The sequence below is a fragment of the Mycobacterium sp. MS1601 genome (assembly GCF_001984215.1).
In the GTDB taxonomy this organism is placed as follows: Bacteria; Actinomycetota; Actinomycetes; order Mycobacteriales; family Mycobacteriaceae; genus Mycobacterium.
This window is the reverse complement of record NZ_CP019420.1, coordinates 994,535-1,010,920: the sequence shown is the minus strand read 5'-3', so window position 1 is coordinate 1,010,920 and position 16,386 is coordinate 994,535. Positions and strand designations below refer to the sequence as shown.

Sequence of the window (16,386 nt, the reverse complement as noted above, 5' to 3'; positions counted from 1 at the left end):
TCAGTTTGGCTGCGACGAGAATACGCCACCGGGCTGCATCTCGACACCGCCGCCGTGGCAGTCGGGTGACTCTTCAACGACCAGCGGTCGAAAGGATGGGTCGTTCAATCCTCCGGCGTCAAACCCGGAAACGTATATCATCAGCGGTAGTTCGACGTTTGCAGAACGGTAAATGTGGGCTCCATAATGATCCGTCAGGAACGTTCCCAGATGTCCATAGACCATCACTTTGCCGCATTGTGAGTCAGGCATATACCGAAGTGAGGGGCCTGGGAAGCCTCCGCAGTGGATTGCGGCGTAGCTGCCGATTCGGGCACCCCCGGCACCTGACACGACTTTGTCGTCGGCGCACGTGAAATTGACAACGCCTCGAAGGTTTGCGGATTCGTTCGTAGCAAGGTTGCAGTCCTCGAACTTCCCGTTTCCGAAACCGTTTCCTTTTCCGCCGCCCTTGGTGGCGCGATTCTGTACAGCAGCGAAGTCAAATCCCTTAGCCTCTATTGTTTCAACAAAGCAATCATTAGCCGGACCTGTGTAGTAGACAGCATGGCGAGCACGAGTGCCTGCATTGATGGCGCGCACGGAGTTTCCGCGCAGATTTGAGCCGGAACACGTCAGTCCGTAAGCTCCGGGCTCTGCTCTGCTATCGCCAGATTCACGGAACTCAACGGATCCGAAGCTAACGTTATCTGCGGCTGCAATGTGCATTCCCACGCAGTATCCGAGTGTAGTGAAATCATCGATCCACGTACCAGCTGCATCCCACGGCTTTGTCGATAAAGTGACCAGGTCGCTCTTGACTCCGACTGTAAATGCTCGATTGAGGTCGTTGCCATCATTGATAAACGGTCCGATCATGCTAAACCCAGTCCATGTTGTATCCACAGTTCCCTCGACAACGGCAATATGCCTATCGAGGCTCTGATCGGTAATGAGGTATGAGGACTGACTCCCACTGCCCGATAAACCGCTGCCGTTGACATCCGTATGCAATGTGCCGGAATAGTAGAACCACCCCGGCGGAATGGCGACTGTCTGACCTGATGCAAGCGCTGAATTAATCGCCGCCGTGTTATCGGTTCCTCTCATCGTGCGTGTGGCGAAATCGAAACTGCCATCGGCGACCGCATCGAAGTCGAACAGCGTTGTCGTAGACCTTGGTGTGGCACCAGCTGTAGGGGCGGCCGCGTATGTCATTGCGCTAATGCCGGCGGTTGCGCAACCCGCTAGAAAGCCGCGGCGGTTCACATTAGGCACTTGCACCTCCTACTAGTTGCTGCATCACCCGAGACTGATCTGAGACGTGCGGGTAGGCACCTCGCGTCCCGATGTTAATGCTAGACATTTGCTGGGAATGCTCGACGAGTCCGAAAGCAAGCTGGGCCACCGAACCGCACCTTCGAGCCAGGTATTTCCCAGATGAGGACCTCTGTCACGGACTGCACCCCTGGATGGTTCATTCGAGAGATCAACGCCAGAGGTGATCGTTTAGGCGATTATATCCTCAGTTCGTCAGTGGTCGGCGCGGAGAGATGGCCCTAAGCTCAAGCCCTGGGACCGGTGATACGACTGATACGACTTGGGCCTAAGAGTTTCGGGCTGGCATGGTCTGGTGGTCAGGGCCTCGGGCTTAACCAGCCTGCGAGTCACCGTTGCTGAGTGCATACGGTGCGAGCGTCCGTCGGGTTTGTCGATCCAGATTTAGTTGATGCTTGTAGGCCATCTGGGTGTGGGTGCGCCTGCAGACCGCAGCATAGTCGGCCGGTGTGCGGCAGCGCGGGGCTGAGTCGCGGTGGCGGAGGTTGTGTTCGTCCTTGAAGTCGCCGATTACCGCGCGAGCCTTGAGCAGGGTGTACCAGTGGTTGCGGTTGAGACACTTTCTGCGTACTCGATCGTTGAAGGATTCGATGTGTCCGTTGCTACACGGCTTCCCCGGCGAGATGTGGGAGCTACCCACTCAGCGACCACAGAGCTGTTGCAGTGCTTGAGAAACGAACTCCGGTCCATTGTCCTCCGCAGCACCCTCGGTGGCCCGCCGGCGGCGGCAAACACCTTCTCGAACTCGTCGACCAGCCGATCAGCGGTGATTGATCGCTCGACGATGTTAAGCGGCAAGCACCGGCTATGTTTGGCGACCATCGGCGCGATCTTGATGGCTTTGCCGTCGATGGTGGAGTCGAACTGGAAACTGATCGCCCGCACCGCATTTGGGGTGCCGGCGTCGACCGGTGGAATCGGTGAGACCCCGGCCCGCTTGCGCGGACTGTGCATCCGCACCTGCAGGCCTTCCTCGCGCCACAATCGGTGGATTTCCTTTCTGGCGACCTCACGGCCCTTGCAGTAGCGCAGCGACGCCCAGGCACGCTCGGAAGCCCGTGGCAGGGTGTTGGTGGCGTAGGTACGCAACCAGCCCCGTATTTCGGCATCAGGATCAGCGGCAGTCCGCGCTAGCAGGAGGCTGCGGCAGGTGGAGCGGGCCAGCCCAACTACTTTGCACGCCAACCATTCCGCCATGCCAAAGTATCCTTGAGCATGACTACGGCGCAGCGCTTGGCAGCTGGGTCTAGCATTTCCCCTTCGCGACCTACCGCTGGGCATCTCTGACCAGTTCAGCTTCAGCGAGCAGCCGCTTGAGGCGGGCGTACTGCTGCGAAGCTCGTTGAGCTTTTTGGCGGAATCGGTGTCCATCCCGCCGTAGCTGCGGGCGTCAGTTGTAGAGCGAGGCCGCCGACACTTCCAGTTTGGCGGCGGCCTCCTCGCCAATCGTGCTTCCCGCGGTCAACTCGTCCGCACGGTGCAGTTTTGCCAACGATGTCTCCGCGGAGCGCCGCTTCCGGGCAGCCACACGTTCATCGTCTTTTCTCGCCCGACATCGGGCTACCGGACTCTAACACCGGTTGGACTCATCCATCCGAGCAAGCGGGGGACTACGCCCGTTACGCTGCATGGTTGCCTAACACGCCGTTTGAAGGTGCTGGTCCGCTGGGGACGGCCAAATAAGGTGCTACATCGACTGTGTCTGGCTGAACGTCCGCGTTGGGTGAAGTCAAGAAACTATCAGACCAGATCCGGCCCCTGATCTGATTGGAGAACGTGGTGAACGGCGGTGAGTCCGGACGTGCGGGTCGCAATGATCGGCAACCCGGGGGAGTATTGCCAGGCGGGGTGTCAATCACCCGAAGATCTTGGACCGCAGCGGATTCAGCGTCACCTTGGTCAAACTCCGGAGGTACAGCGGCACAACGCTAGAGGCTGGAGACCGTCGTTTGCACTTCCGTGATGAGGCCCGATCGACGAGAACCGAGTAGACGAGGCTAGTGAGCCTAGTTACTTTTGATCGCTTACGACGGGTGCGCGGCTGGCACTCGATCCTGATCCGTGGGAACGTAGGCGAACGAGTTCGCAACAGGGCTACTTGTGATTGGTAAAACTTCGTCGGGGCTTGATTAGCAGGGGATCTAAGGGGGGTGCGTGAACAACGCAGTTGCCAACGGCGAAGGCTACCGTTTGGGAGGCCGACTCGACCAGTTGAAGGTTGGCTGGGATCACGAATTGGTGCGGGAATGAACGACAGCGCACTCTTGATCACGCTGCTTGTTTTGCAATCTGTTCTTGCCGGATGGCTGCTCTGGCGAAATCCGTACAATCCGCTGTCCATCGTGGGTGTACTCACAACGGTGTTCTCGTCGCTGCCAGCCGTGCTTTTCCTTGACGGATCGGGATTCGAATCCTATTCGTGGAGAAATTTTACGATACTAATCGATGAAAACTCGTTGAACTCAGCGCTATATTTAGGAACGCTTAATATCTGCCTTTTGCTCGGCGCGGCTGCAGCTGAGCAGTTCACCAAGAAGGAAAGCTTCATCTTGCAAGAGCAGAAGGCAGCGCCGGTGCGATTAATCGGGTCCCCAAAGATCGCAGCAGTATCTGCAATTTACTTCGCCCTCTGGCTCGCGCTCGCCGCTATTCAATATCGTCAGTCTGGTCAATCGCTAACTAGATTTCTTCTACCCATTCAACAGACTGGTGTCGCTGCAGAGCAATCTGGATATCTGCGATCAATGTACCTGGCGATCCCGTCGGTGCTGGTGGTTCTAAGCTACTGGAAGCATGGTCGAATGCGGCTTTCCGGCTGGGTCTGGGTCGGTCTGGCGCTGATGGCTACTTTCTCAACCCATCAACGTCGCGAGTTGGTGACGACAGCACTGCTATTGCTAAGCCTAACGATATTCCTCGGGCCACTGCGAACAGCTTCATCGGCCGCGGGTTCGCTCACTAAAGAGCATATGAATAAGATTGCGCGGCGAGGGCGTCCGCTGGTATTGGGTGTGCTTACGGCTGGGTTACTCCTCGTGCCGCTCCTCTGGTATGCGAGGGTATACTTTACGAGTTGGAGCCAAGGCGAAAGCGTCAACGCTTTTGAAGTCAGAAGCTTTCAGGACGTATTGTTCGGAAGTCCGTCAACCGGGTTTCCCACTTTTGTCTATATTCAAGACTTTGTCGATAGTTATGGAGCGCACCCGCTATACTTGCTGCTGTATCCTTTCACAATCTTTATTCCGCGAGCGCTGTGGACATCTAAGCCTGTAGATCTTGATACGATTTTGGAAGAACACTATTGGCTCATTGAAAATCCAAGCTCATTTTGGTACGGCGAGTTGTATTACGGATTCGGCCCGATTGCTCCGATTGCGGCGCTGCTGCTTGCCTTTCTGTTCTACCGTTTTTGCTTAAAATGTCAACTAGTGCCTGATCTATGGTATAGATCTCTGGCTGCGGTGTTCTTTATGCAATCTGTGACGCTATTTAAGAACGGTGTGACAGTGTTTATCATAGAGACGGCTATTTTAGTGGTCTTGCTCGGCATTGCGTGGATTGTCTGCCGGCCGCCGAAAGCAATGCCACCGCCGAGAACGCGCCCACGCGTCGCGGATGCGGTGGTGTGATGGCAACGCAAATGCGCCACCGTCTTGGCGCGCCACGGTTGTTAGCTACTAGCCCAAGGCCGGCATTGATAGCTCCGACGCCCAGCCGTCAGAAGTTCTTTGACCGTTTCTCACGGGGAAGTGCACTCGATACGAATCGTTCGATTGAGCCTTGGACCGTGTGTACACCCGGACTGGGAGTCTTAGGTCAACTTCCACCTGTGGCGCCCATCCTAACGTTTGCGCCGAGGCGGAGGACCCGCTAATGGCCGGTGGATGCATCGGGCTACACAGAAACCTCGCAGAGTCGAACTAATCAAATCGTCTAGAGACAGAAGAAGGCATAAACTTGAGAAAAGTCGCCCTACACGGCTCTTATTTTGGTTACAACTTTGGTGACACGCTGCTGTGCGCTCTTTTTTGTCATTGGATCAAAAGTGCGGCGGAAGCGCAGGTTGTCCTACCTCTTGCAAACCGGAGAAACGCTACCCTAATAGACGCGGATTATCGCGGTATTGTCCGTTTCCTGTCATGCACAGATCTGGTCTTTTGCGGCGGAGGTTACTTCGGCGACTCCGGTAAGAATAGCCTTAGGTGGTCGATTAGAAATTTCTTTAGGCATTTTCTAATTGCGGAGTTGGCAATGCTGATGCGAAAGGATATCTACATCCTCGGTACCGGTGCTGGACCGCTTTCTTCAAAGTTTCTGCGTGGGCGACTGAGGAGACTTGTCAATTACTCCAAGTTCGTGATCGTCCGAGACGAAGAGTCTGAGAACTTTTTACGTCAAATCGGTGTGACGCGTCCGGTAGCGGTCGATATCGACGCAGCAACGTACATGACAAGGGATATCTTAGGATCGCCAAACGGGACGTCTACACCTACGGCTGCTGGACTCCCACACGCCGAGCGACAAAAGCGAGTATTGGTTCATCTCACAAACTTCGGCTCGCCACAGTGGAACGCCATGGCTGATGTCTTGGTTGAGTTCTTTCGGAGTAACTCTAGTGAGAGGCCAGTTTTCATCACGGACAGTCTTTCTCGGACTCGAAGGTCAACGGCGCAAGATAAAGCTCTTGACCAGCTTCGTCAACTTATCCCTGAATCCGATCAATTCTCGTACTCGGGGAACCCGATCGAGCTGTGTAATCTGATTGACGAAGTTGATCTTGTCATAACGAATAAGCTCCACGTTGGCATAGTTGGAGTGACGCTAGGAAAGCAGATCATCTCGCTGCCCCAACACGTGAAGACCCCAAGATTCTACAAGCAGCTTGGACTGTCCTCTGTATGCATCACTGAAAATCAGCCCGAAGGGCTTGCCCAACTCCTCCAAATTTGGAAGTCAGGTAACCTGGACCGCGCCTCCCTGCCTCCTCGAACTAACCGCTACTTAGAAACCTTGCGTGCTCAGTTGGGCTCGGGCTAAATCGTGTTGGCAAGATCGAGGAAGGCATTTAGCAGTCTTAAAAGCTCTAGATACTTCGCGGATATTCGGAAAGTGGCAACTTCCGCGATCTTAAGTCAGTTTTTGGTACTGGCAAGCACACCGATCTTAACTCGAATATATACGCCATCCGACTTCGGTGTACTCGCCGTTTTCGTTTCAATATTGGGCGTTGTGCCGGTAATCGCAAATTTTCGCTATGATATCGCTATATCGCTATCGAAGGATAAACAGGAGTCGTATCAAACTCTAGCTTTGTGCATGCTTAGTACTGCGCTGTGCACTGCCGTCGTGGGAGTGCTTTTCGGGACTGGGTTGGCAGTGCAAGCTAGTTCCAGCCTTGCCACTATTCAGGATTATTGGTGGCTGGTAACAATCGGGACATTCGCCGTGGGTGTTTTCACATCGCTTAATGCCTGGGTGGGTTACGCCCAAGACTTCGGTCTCGTAGCCAGGGTGAAGATCCGCCAAGCAATATCTTCGATACTTGTTCAGATCGGTTTGGGGCTACTGATGTTCGGCCCCATCGGCTTGCTGGTCGGATACGTAATGTCGCAGTCTTATGGAGCTACGTCGTTTGCTTTGGCCGTACGCCGAAGTCGGCCGTCGAGATTCGGATTTCGAGATATCGGCAGAGTTGCGTGGAAGTATCGGCAGTTCTTCCTCTTTGCGTTTCCTGCGGGCGTAATTAACCGACTAGGTATACATCTTATACCGGTTTTAATTGGGGCGTTCTACTCGTTGAGTGCGGCCGGGTTCTACTTGTTGGCTCAACGGTTAGTCGCCTTGCCTACACTGGTTATTGGGCGCTCCGTGGCACAGGTGTACACAAATCGTTTAGCGAAAGATTCGCTTGCTGGCGGGGTGCAGTTGCTCCCCACGTACTTAAAAACCATTCTTTCACTGTTTCTGGCTGGCCTTCTACCGATGTCCTTATTGGCGGTGTTCTCGCCTTGGATCTTCGAAGTTATCTTCGGTAATGAGTGGCGTCGCGCCGGCGTCTTCTGTCAGATTCTGGTTCCAGCTTTCTACGCGCAGTTTATAGTTTCGCCGATGATACAGACCTTAAATGTGCTGGGTCATCAGAAAGCGCAGCTACTGTGGGACTGTGCGAGACTTGGTGCCATTGTCGGAGTATTCTTCTTGTCGAACGTGCGCGGACTGGCCGAGATGCCGGCAATAGTTGCCATTTCGGCTACATTGTGCGTGACGTATGTTCTGCAGTTTTTCTTGTCGGTTTGGGCTATACGGCGCCATGATAATCGTATCGGAGATAGAGTAGATGAAAATTACATACGTAATGATGCAGTTTCCCGTACCTACCCAGACGTTCGCGATATCTGACATTGAAGCGCTTCGGTCGCTGGGGCATGAAGTCAACGTTGAATGCCTTCTGCCTAAAAGTGCTAGGCAGCGCGCTTTGGCGGCTACGTATGAACTAGACACCGAACTAATCGCAAATGCCACGGCAGTTGGGTACTTATCGGGCGTGTGTGCAGCTCCAAGATTCTTGATGCAGAATCCGAAGTTTTTCATTAGTATCTTTCGAAAACTTGTCCGCAACCCTCGCGGATTCTTGGTGTTCTTTCTGTTGCTTCCGCGAATTGCCGAACTCGTGCACGAACTGGGCCGACGAGAGCCGGACGTGGTTCACGCGTTCTGGGGTCACTGGCCATCTGCAGTGCCGGCGTTGCTGTCACGCTATTCGCCCGGGATCATCACTTCTGTCCATATGGGCGCGTACGATCTGGACGCCGGGTTCCCACTCGGTGTTACCGCGGATCGGGTGGATCACCGCCTGACGCATTCATCCAGTAATCTGGACCGAATCAAGGAGCTTGGCGTAGTACGGGACGTTAACATGGTGCACCGAGGAATTCCCATTGCGGAGTTGTCTTCGGCTGATGAGTGCGGGCAACAGGTGACAAAGACTCTTCTACAGTTTTGTACGGCTTCAGCTCTCACCCACTCAAAGCGTGTGGATTTGACTCTCCGTATTTTTGCCGCGATTAGAATCCAGCATAGTGAAGCCACGCTGGTCATAATCGGAGACGGCGAAGAGAGGGAGCGTCTAGAAGCACTCGCTATTGAACTCGGTGTATCTCCTGCTGTTAGATTTGCTGGATACATGAAACGTCGCGATCTATTCAGAGTTATGTGTGCCAGCGAATATTTTCTTTTCTTTTCGCAGAAAAGGTCTGAGAGGCTGCCGAACGTCGTAAAGGAGGCAATGCTAGCTAAATGTGTCTGCTTTGTGTCACCGACTCAGGGTATTGAAGAGCTCGTGCCGTCAGAGTCTGTTGGCTTCGTCATCGACGGTGCCGACGTTACTAGTGCAGCGGAAGAGATCCTAGGTAGGATTGCTACGGGTTCTTCGTTGGAACACATTGGTGCTCGAGCTCGAGATTTTGTAGTCGCCAACTTTTCTGCAGATGCGGCGATGGGGCGGTACGTCGAAATCTGGCAAGGGAAGTCCTGAACTAGATTTTGTGATGTGCCGCCGATGTGGTTTCGTATTTGCGGACTACGCTCCGGTGCCGGTAGTTTTATCAAAAATTGCCATCAGGATGCGCTTGAGCGCTATCGCGGCCAGTACATACATTGAGACGATGGCGCGGGCGGAGCCTGTAGATCAGTAATGAGTTGTCCAGAAATTTTGCTAGTCCGTCGTATAGATGGCGCCTGGATGCATCTGTACCGAGCCTCCGTAGCACCCGGAAGAGCCTTCAACGACAATGGGTCTGAACGATGGATCATTTAGGCCAGACGGGCCGTATCCGTTGACAAAGATTAGCTCAGGAAGTCGGACATCATTCGAGTAGTAGATCTCACTGCCGTAGTGCTTCCCTCTTGTAAAGTGCGCAGACCCTGCGTGCCCGAAGATTCGGACGGTACCGCACTGCGACTGAGGCATATAGCGCAGCGATGGTCCCGGGAATCCGCCGCAGTTTACGGCGACATAGTCTCCAATACTTGCTTTGCCCGCCCCGGGCACGACGATGCCGTCAGCGCATACGAAATTGACCACACCTCTTATCGATCCCACTGGCTCGATGCCGTCGTTCGTGTTGCAATCGTCAAAGAACCCCCACCCGAATCCGTTTCTCTGGCCACCGCCGATACGAGCTCGGTTCTGCACGGCAGCAAGGTCAAATCCCTTTGCTTCTACCTTCTCGACATAGCAATCATTTGCGATACCTGTGTAATACAGTGCATGTCTGCCCCTAGTACTCGTGTTTTCAGCGTGTAGGTACTTTCCCTGTAGGTCCGATCCCGAACATGTGATGCCATAAGAACCCGGTTCCTCCCGGCTATTCCCGGCCTCGAAGACTTTAATTGTGCCGAATCGGACGTGATCGGCGGCTGCGATATGCACTCCAACGCTGTATCCGTATGTGGTGAAGTCATCGATCCATGTCCCGCTGGCGTCCCAGGCCGCTGATGCTGTGCCGGTCCCGGAAAACCGTGTGCCTACTGTGAGTGCACGATTGCGGCGCTTGTTGTTCTCTGAGAAGGGCCCGATCATCGCAAAGCCGGTCCACGAGGTGTCTCTAGTGCCTGCAGCGACCGAGATGTGGCGGTCGAAGTTCCTATCGGTTATGAGGAAGCTTGATGCTGAGCCACTGCCGTTGATCCCGCTGCCGTCGGCTGCCGTGTAGAGCGGGCCTGCGTAATAGAAGTAACCAGGGGGGAGCTGAAGCTGCTTGCCAGAAGCGAGGGCCGAATTGATGGCTGCTGTATTGTCCGTCCCAGCCATTTCGCCGGTCTCGGGGTTGTATTTACCATCGGCTACTAGATCGCGACCAGACGTTCCGGCCGGATTGAGTTGGTGAAGAGCGACCGTTGCGGCGCTTAGGCAGCAAATGCTGGCTGCGGTGCAGAACTTCCGTCGGTTAACCGGGTCCAAATTACCCCCTCGATGATGACGCCTCGGTCGAGGTTCGGGCCGCCCTGACAGCCTCGGTGTAGACAGTATCGAACAGTCGGATGAGGCGCTCGTTGACGGTGGCGACGATGGCAGGTTTGGAACAGGGGGTACGGATGGCATTTTCTCACCGGCCCCCAAAGCGCGTCGCTGGCCGATGCCATCCTCACGCTGGTTAAACAGGCCCGAGCCGAGAACTGGACCACGAGGAACCCCTCGCGACGTGCCTGCAACGAGAGCTTGCCGCCCGCGAACCCCACGGCGGTGAGGGTCGCATCCGGAACACCTGAATTCCCTCGCGGAAAGCGTTGAAGGAGTTACACTTCGACTATCACGCTCCCTCAAACGCGAACAGATCGCGCACCCCGGCACCCTGGATTTCATCGCCGCCAAACAGAATGTCGTCTTGCTTGGGCCACAGGAATAGGTAAGCCCATCTATCGATCGGACCGTACTGGGCATCCGAGCCTGCCAGGCTGGGCATCACGTCGCCTTCGCCACCGCGAGCGCAGTGGGTTGACCGCCTCGCCGCCGCGCTCGCGCCGACCGACTCTAAGGCGAACTGATCAAGCTGGCCCGCCTGCCTCACTGCTCATCATCGACTGAGTCGAGGTATCCGGTTCTGGCGAGGTATCCGGTTTTGGCGAGGTAAGAGAACCCACAGCGCGTTCGTCGTATCGAACAGGAACTTTGGACCCCTATGCAAGGCGCCAACCAATGGCCGACATCACCGGTGGAGTTCCGTCGAAGTCTGCGCGCCGGACTGTAAGTGCTCACCCGCAAACTCTCAGATCACATCGACGACCACAAACGCCGCGGTAGCCACGGCTGCCAGAGACAGGGGTTCGGTGTCGAGCACGACAAAGGTCGCAACGCCGGTGAATGCAACTTTAACGCTGTCAAGCTATGGTGGCGACTGGAGACGTGATACGACAAAATCGCCTTCGTCTGCCATGGCGTCCCAGGTACCCATAAGCCACTGAGTTTTGCTACCCAGTTGGTCGGACATGACTTGGTCAGGCTGGCGCGGGAAAGACACCAGCAGCGATCAGGGTCTCCAACATCACTGGGGTGATTTTCTGACCATATGCGGGCGACATGTGTTTGTCATCGACCTTCGTCGGCGTGGATCCGACAAAGCTTGGGCACACGTTGGCGCTGGTGCAGAACCATGGCCGCGAGTCGATCCACGTTGAATTGAAGGACTCGGCCAAGTTCTGTTCAGCCTGAGCTATTCCGTTCCATTCAGACGTCACACGAGATAGGCAGTCCTGGGGAGTGCTCGACCGGTTGCCATAGCACTCTGTTAGTTTCACGTCCGCCGGTGGTGCTGCCATGAATACGATCTTGTTTGTGCTGCCGCTGATCTTCTCGACGATGGCCCGCATGGACTGGCTCCACTGGGCTGGACTCATGTCGCGGCCAGTTTCAGCGCTCACTGCCGCCTTGTACGAGTTGGAAATTACGACAACCTGAGGCCTGGACGCCACGATGACATCAATGGCTCGTTGCTTCTTTGCGGCACAGTCGCCTGCCTCTTCTTCGTCGGTGTTCTGGATTGCGGCATCCACGAAGGCGCAACCGAACATCGCTTCGGTGTGCACCTGGAGCTGGCCGCCGGAGTTCAACGCGATGTCGCGCATCGGTCCCGAGTAGGTCACTGCGATGGAGCTGCCGACGATAACGACCTTAATGGGGGCCGTCGACATACCCCAGGTGCACTCGGAGGGATCGTTGTCTACCGTCCGCGAGCAGCGGGCAACCTCCGGTGGTGCCTGGGGCCCGGTTATGGTGGCTTCCATTGTGGGGTTGAGCACTGGCCATGATGTCGCCTGAACTGCGGCTAGTATCTGGTTCTGCAGATCCGCCCCGAGTGGCCCCAACGGTACCTCGGGCGCGGACGCCTCCAGTGGATTGCCGATGGAGTTGTTGGCGGCCACGGTGACCAATTCGGTTTGATCGCTGGCCTTTAACGGCTGCAACGCGAACACGCACAGTGCGAGTGTCACAAGCGCCGCGGAGGCGACTGCTGCGTGCTTGGTGGCCGGATTTGATTCGTACTGTTGGTGGCGGATCGCGCGGATGCTGCGGCGCAGCGTTGCCCAGTCCGCTCTCCGCAGAGGGTTCTCCACGAGGTGGTACGACGCGATCGCAAACCCGAACGCCAGTGCGAGAGCTATGACGTAGAAGGGAGTGCCCACGTCCATGATCGCAGCCAGGATGACGATTACCGGCCAGTGCACCAGATATAGCGAGTAGGAGATGTCTCCGATGTAGGTCGACACGGGATTACGCAAGAATCCCTGAAATCTGGGTTCTCCGTTCACTCCGGCGACGATCACAAGCGCTGCCCCAGTGACGGGGAGCAATGCCCAAGGAGCTGGGAATCCAGCGGAATCTTCGCCTATGAGGAACAAGCTAGCCGCGATCAGGCCAAGGCCGGTCCACGACAACGCGGGCTTGATGGCAGCCGGTATCCGTCCCAACAGCCCTACCGCGGTAGCCAGTAGCGCACCGACGCCGAGTTCCCAGACGCGGGTGAGGGTGTCGAAGTAAGCCCATGCGGGCGCGGTGGATGTCTGGTACATGGCCCACACGAATGACGCCGCGACGATTAGGCCCATAATGGCGGCAGCCATCTGGATGCGGTGGGAGTGCGTCCAAGCCCGATGCAGGACGAGCGCGCTGATCAGAAAGATCAGCGCGGGCCAGACGAAGTAGAACTGCTCCTCGATCGACAGCGACCAATAGTGTTGAATTGGCGAGAGGGCGTTGCCTTCTTGAAAATAGTCTGTGTCCTGGATGGCAAAATTCCAGTTGGCCAAGAAGACGAACGCGAACAGGGCGTCGACGCCAACCTGTTGCGAGCGGAACGGCAGGAACACTACAACCGCGGCAAGGTAGGTGAGGAGCAATACCAGTGTTGCGGCCGGCACGATCCTTCGGACCCGATTCCAGTAGAAGCGTTTGAACGACACGGTGCCGCGAGCTTGAGCGTCACGCAGTAGGTTCCCGGTGATCAGAAATCCGGAGATGACGAAGAAGACGTCGACGCCGACGAATCCGCCATGTGGCCAACCCCACAGATGGTTTGCGAAGACCACTAGCACGGCCACCATTCGGAGGCCTTGAATGTCAAGCCGGGTGTGGGACTGTTCCACCTCGCGGCGACGTGTTCCCCGGTACCGTTTGTAGCGATCTAGCAGTGAGGTCATAGCGCGACCGCCCGTCTCATTGTGTTTCCATTTCCTTGGCGATGCTCAGATGAATCGGGACCATACCGCAGTCCAGGCTGAGCGGCGATTCGTTCGCTGAGCGGTTCCGGGTAGTTCACCACGCACCGATGTTCAGCGGCTGTTATCGCAGTCCGCCTCGACCCGGATGATGACCGGTGGTGCTCCTCGGGCAGCTCACCGTGAGACTTTGAGTAGTCGACCTGCATCATCGCCTTGAACAGGTGCGTGGCGGTGCCATCCAAGCACTCGCCTCGGTTCCGTAAGAGTCGAGACCACATCGCTGCAGATTTCCCAGAGGCCCCATGACCTGAACTGAGCTACATGATCCGCGTTCAGAAGCGTTGCGCCACTACGCCTTCGACGGGTCTGCCGACCGACCGCGATGTTGACCGCGTTGTGGACCACCGTCATGCCCGCAGTGGTGGCGAACGTGAGGGCCACGGAGATGCGGGAGAGGTAGTTCGCAAACACAGCATGCAGGCACGTGCGGGATGCTCGGTGAGATCCGTGCGCCATGATCGTCGTCCTTGGTGGTACTGGATTCTGATGAATCAGATGGACGGACGTATCAACACCAATCAGGCTGGTTTCCGCCTGGGATGCAGCAGCTCGTACATGCCGTGTGGCTGCATAATCGAACGAACGGGATGTATTAGACGTCCATTTCGTAGTTGCACACATGGTATGGCGGACTCGCTTGCGTCCATGCCGCTCGATCGTTGGTGGATCTCGGTGATCGTGTCGGCGACAGTCAGCGTTCGGAACTTCGCGATCGGGGCCGGGTCAGCTTCGACGGTTGTGCAGGAAACAATCGAGCTAATTCCCTTATCCGGCAAGCAGATCGAGCGGGCTGTTCTCGCCATTAGCTCTCGGCGATCCTTCGTCGGAGTTTCGGGGGCACTGCCGCTTCTTCGTCGAACAGTTCGCGTGCGTCACGCGGGTTAACGTGAGTTCGGCATCTAATCGGGCGATGCGTTTGGTTACAGCTGACAGCTCGTCGGCCTTGCGCTCGGAACATCGCCGACGAATTGGGCGGCGATAAGCGCTTGGAGTTTCGACCAGAACAACGGCACCGCGCCGATTCCAGTCTCAGCTCCGATGGCCGCCACGGATTCGTCCAGTCGCGGGTCGCTCGGCAACTCGCCGACGTACCAACGGTAAGTGTTGACCGGGCGCAGGTGAGCCTTTGCCGATCACTCTGCCCTCGACCCCCACAACGAGATATCAGCAGTACGGGAACAGGTCAGCCTGAGTCATCCAGTGGAAGCACGCCATCGTTGTGGGCTCCACGATCTGATTGCGTATCACAGTGGCTCGTCGGGGCCGACACTCGCCCTTGGACTTAGTCATCGCTACTGCCGGGGGCCTTCGATGGCCTCTGTGTAGTGGCTGTGCGCCCTTCTTCGCCGTAGTAGCTGTAGTTGTAAGTATTACTTCCACGTGTTGGCATCATGGTGAACACTGCCCCCAGCAGTGGAGCGCCAACGTCGTCGAGATTCTTAATCGCGTGTGTCAACTGGTCTCGCTTGGTCTGGCCAAATCGGGTCATAATGAGAGCACCATCTGCGCCAGCGGCGAGGATTGCAGCATCGGTTACGGCGAGAAGTGGTGTTGTGTCGATAATGACGTAATCGTATAAGTTGCGCATTTCAGCCAAGAGCTTTTTCGCTGACTGCGAGCCCAGAAGTTCACTGGGGTTTGGTGGAATTCCGCCCGAGGTCACGACTGTCAGGCCCGAGAAGCGCGTCTTCTGAGCTGCGTCTTCTAGAGAAGCCTGACCGCTTAAAACGGTGCTGAAACCGACCGGCTGAACTAGGTCCAGATACTTATGGAGGGTGGGCTTCCTCATATCTCCATCGACAAGCAGTACATTATGGTCAGCCTCTGCCAGCGCCAACGCAATGTTTATGGCAGTGGTGGACTTTCCTTCGGCCGGCGTCGAACTTGTCACTACAATCACGCGAGGAGGATTGTCGACCGAAATAAACTGCAAGTTGGTGCGGAGTTTTCGGAATGCTTCCGCAATTGCTGAGTTGTCGAAGTCGAACGATATCGCGGCTTGCTTACGACGATCCCTGTCAAGCGGAACTTGACCGACTACACCAACGCCGGTGATTTCCTCCAGTGCTTCTCGGGTTTTGACTGTGTTATCAAGCAGTTCACGGATGACGGCCACGCCGATGCCGAGTACCAAGCCCAATCCGAAGCCCATGAGGAGATTATTTGTAGTTTTGGGAATGACCGGGCTGCTGGGTATCGAAGCTCGTTGCTCGACTACGACGCGGGCGTTCGGAGCTGTTCCATCTTCAGGTGTCTCGAGTTCCCGGACCATGACGACAAATTCATCGGACAATGTATTTGCGATGTCTCGGGCGCGGACTGGTGATTCGTCGAGTACCGACACCGAGATAAGCACTGTGTCTGGTCTCGCGCTCGTCGTGATGTTAGCGACCAGCTGCCCAGGCGACATGTCGAGGCCGAGCTTGTCGATAGTCCGCTGTGCAAGTGTTGTGCCCTTGACTAGCTCGGTGTACGACACGACACGTTCCTGAGAAAGTCTGTTCCCCTGGTACATCTCTGACACCGACGCGCCTGCCGCAGTCGACACGAACAGTCTGGTCGAAGCCTGATACATCGGTGTAGTGAGCAACGAGATCACGACGGCCCCAAACACCGCTAGAACGGTCGTCGCGCAAACAGTAAGCCACCGGGCGCGCAACATCTTGACAAAATCCTGGAGAGTCAACGCCACCCCTTCGCTGCTGATTTTTCACGCTCGATCATTCCGTGATTCGACGTAACGATCTGCGGAAGTATACCGCTCTCGATCATCGGCCGCCCACCGCTGCGGTC

11 protein-coding genes and 1 pseudogene are annotated in these 16,386 nt (G+C 56.1%); 5 read left to right on the top strand and 7 right to left on the bottom strand.

The features are described from left to right. From BVC93_RS32955 to BVC93_RS33475, 4 genes are all read right to left on the bottom strand, one after another. Positions 1–1,257 (bottom strand): hypothetical protein, encoded by a 1,257-nt coding sequence (locus BVC93_RS32955; protein ID WP_157516771.1) that lies wholly within the window; start codon positions 1,255–1,257, stop codon positions 1–3. A gap of 373 nt (positions 1,258–1,630) precedes the next feature. Then, a complete protein-coding gene (locus BVC93_RS34690) occupies positions 1,631–1,909 on the bottom strand; it encodes an integrase core domain-containing protein (protein ID WP_442929067.1) in 279 nt (92 codons plus the stop codon). Then, the gene (locus BVC93_RS33865) at positions 1,828–2,514 is read right to left on the bottom strand and encodes a hypothetical protein (RefSeq protein ID WP_236950245.1); all 687 of its coding nucleotides are present in this window, start codon (positions 2,512–2,514) and stop codon (positions 1,828–1,830) included. The genes BVC93_RS34690 and BVC93_RS33865 overlap by 82 nt, the downstream gene beginning before the upstream one ends. Before the next feature lie 193 nt (positions 2,515–2,707). After that, positions 2,708–2,845 (bottom strand): hypothetical protein, encoded by a 138-nt coding sequence (locus BVC93_RS33475; protein WP_192860195.1) that lies wholly within the window; start codon positions 2,843–2,845, stop codon positions 2,708–2,710. A gap of 718 nt (positions 2,846–3,563) precedes the next feature. Here BVC93_RS33475 and BVC93_RS32950 point away from each other — a divergent pair. The 4 genes from BVC93_RS32950 (at position 3,564) to BVC93_RS04730 (ending at position 8,851) form a co-directional block, all read left to right on the top strand. Further along, positions 3,564–4,946: a hypothetical protein gene (locus tag BVC93_RS32950; RefSeq protein WP_157516770.1), complete on the top strand. Its 1,383-nt coding sequence runs from the start codon at positions 3,564–3,566 to the stop codon at positions 4,944–4,946. Between the two features lie 328 nt (positions 4,947–5,274). Beyond that, entirely contained in the window at positions 5,275–6,354 is a 1,080-nt protein-coding gene (locus tag BVC93_RS04740) for a polysaccharide pyruvyl transferase family protein (RefSeq protein ID WP_192860194.1), read from the top strand. 72 nt (positions 6,355–6,426) lie between these two features. Beyond that, the gene (locus BVC93_RS04735) at positions 6,427–7,716 is read left to right on the top strand and encodes a lipopolysaccharide biosynthesis protein (RefSeq protein WP_192860193.1); all 1,290 of its coding nucleotides are present in this window, start codon (positions 6,427–6,429) and stop codon (positions 7,714–7,716) included. Positions 7,717–7,885: 169 nt separating this feature from the next. Further along, positions 7,886–8,851, top strand: a complete 966-nt coding sequence (locus BVC93_RS04730; RefSeq protein ID WP_192860192.1) for a glycosyltransferase family 4 protein — start codon at positions 7,886–7,888, stop codon at positions 8,849–8,851. Positions 8,852–9,031: 180 nt separating this feature from the next. On the opposite strand, the gene BVC93_RS32945 is transcribed toward BVC93_RS04730, so the two are convergent. After that, positions 9,032–10,129 carry a hypothetical protein gene (locus BVC93_RS32945; RefSeq protein WP_157516769.1) on the bottom strand — a complete coding sequence of 366 codons (1,098 nt, stop codon included), beginning with the start codon at positions 10,127–10,129 and terminating at the stop codon, positions 9,032–9,034. 330 nt (positions 10,130–10,459) lie between these two features. Between BVC93_RS32945 and BVC93_RS33860 the strand changes: the two are divergent. Next, positions 10,460–10,883: pseudogene (locus BVC93_RS33860) on the top strand (ATP-binding protein); the annotation flags it as partial. A 430-nt stretch (positions 10,884–11,313) separates the two neighbouring features. Here the strand turns inward: BVC93_RS33860 and BVC93_RS04715 are convergent. Together BVC93_RS04715 and BVC93_RS04710 are read right to left on the bottom strand one after the other, a co-directional pair. Beyond that, positions 11,314–13,416: an acyltransferase family protein gene (locus BVC93_RS04715; RefSeq protein ID WP_236950244.1), complete on the bottom strand. Its 2,103-nt coding sequence runs from the start codon at positions 13,414–13,416 to the stop codon at positions 11,314–11,316. 1,459 nt (positions 13,417–14,875) lie between these two features. Further along, entirely contained in the window at positions 14,876–16,279 is a 1,404-nt protein-coding gene (locus BVC93_RS04710) for a polysaccharide biosynthesis tyrosine autokinase (RefSeq protein ID WP_083740800.1), read from the bottom strand. Positions 16,280–16,386: the final 107 nt, after the last annotated feature.

Coding starts and splice junctions, on each gene's coding strand:
- BVC93_RS04715 (WP_236950244.1), bottom strand. CDS start 13,416: ATGGTGGCCGTGCTAGTGGTCTTCGCAAACCATCTGTGGGGTTGGCCA.
- BVC93_RS32945 (WP_157516769.1), bottom strand. CDS start 10,129: ATGGCTGGGACGGACAATACAGCAGCCATCAATTCGGCCCTCGCTTCT.
- BVC93_RS32950 (WP_157516770.1), top strand. CDS start 3,564: ATGAACGACAGCGCACTCTTGATCACGCTGCTTGTTTTGCAATCTGTT.
- BVC93_RS33865 (WP_236950245.1), bottom strand. CDS start 2,514: ATGGCGGAATGGTTGGCGTGCAAAGTAGTTGGGCTGGCCCGCTCCACC.
- BVC93_RS04730 (WP_192860192.1), top strand. CDS start 7,886: ATGCAGAATCCGAAGTTTTTCATTAGTATCTTTCGAAAACTTGTCCGC.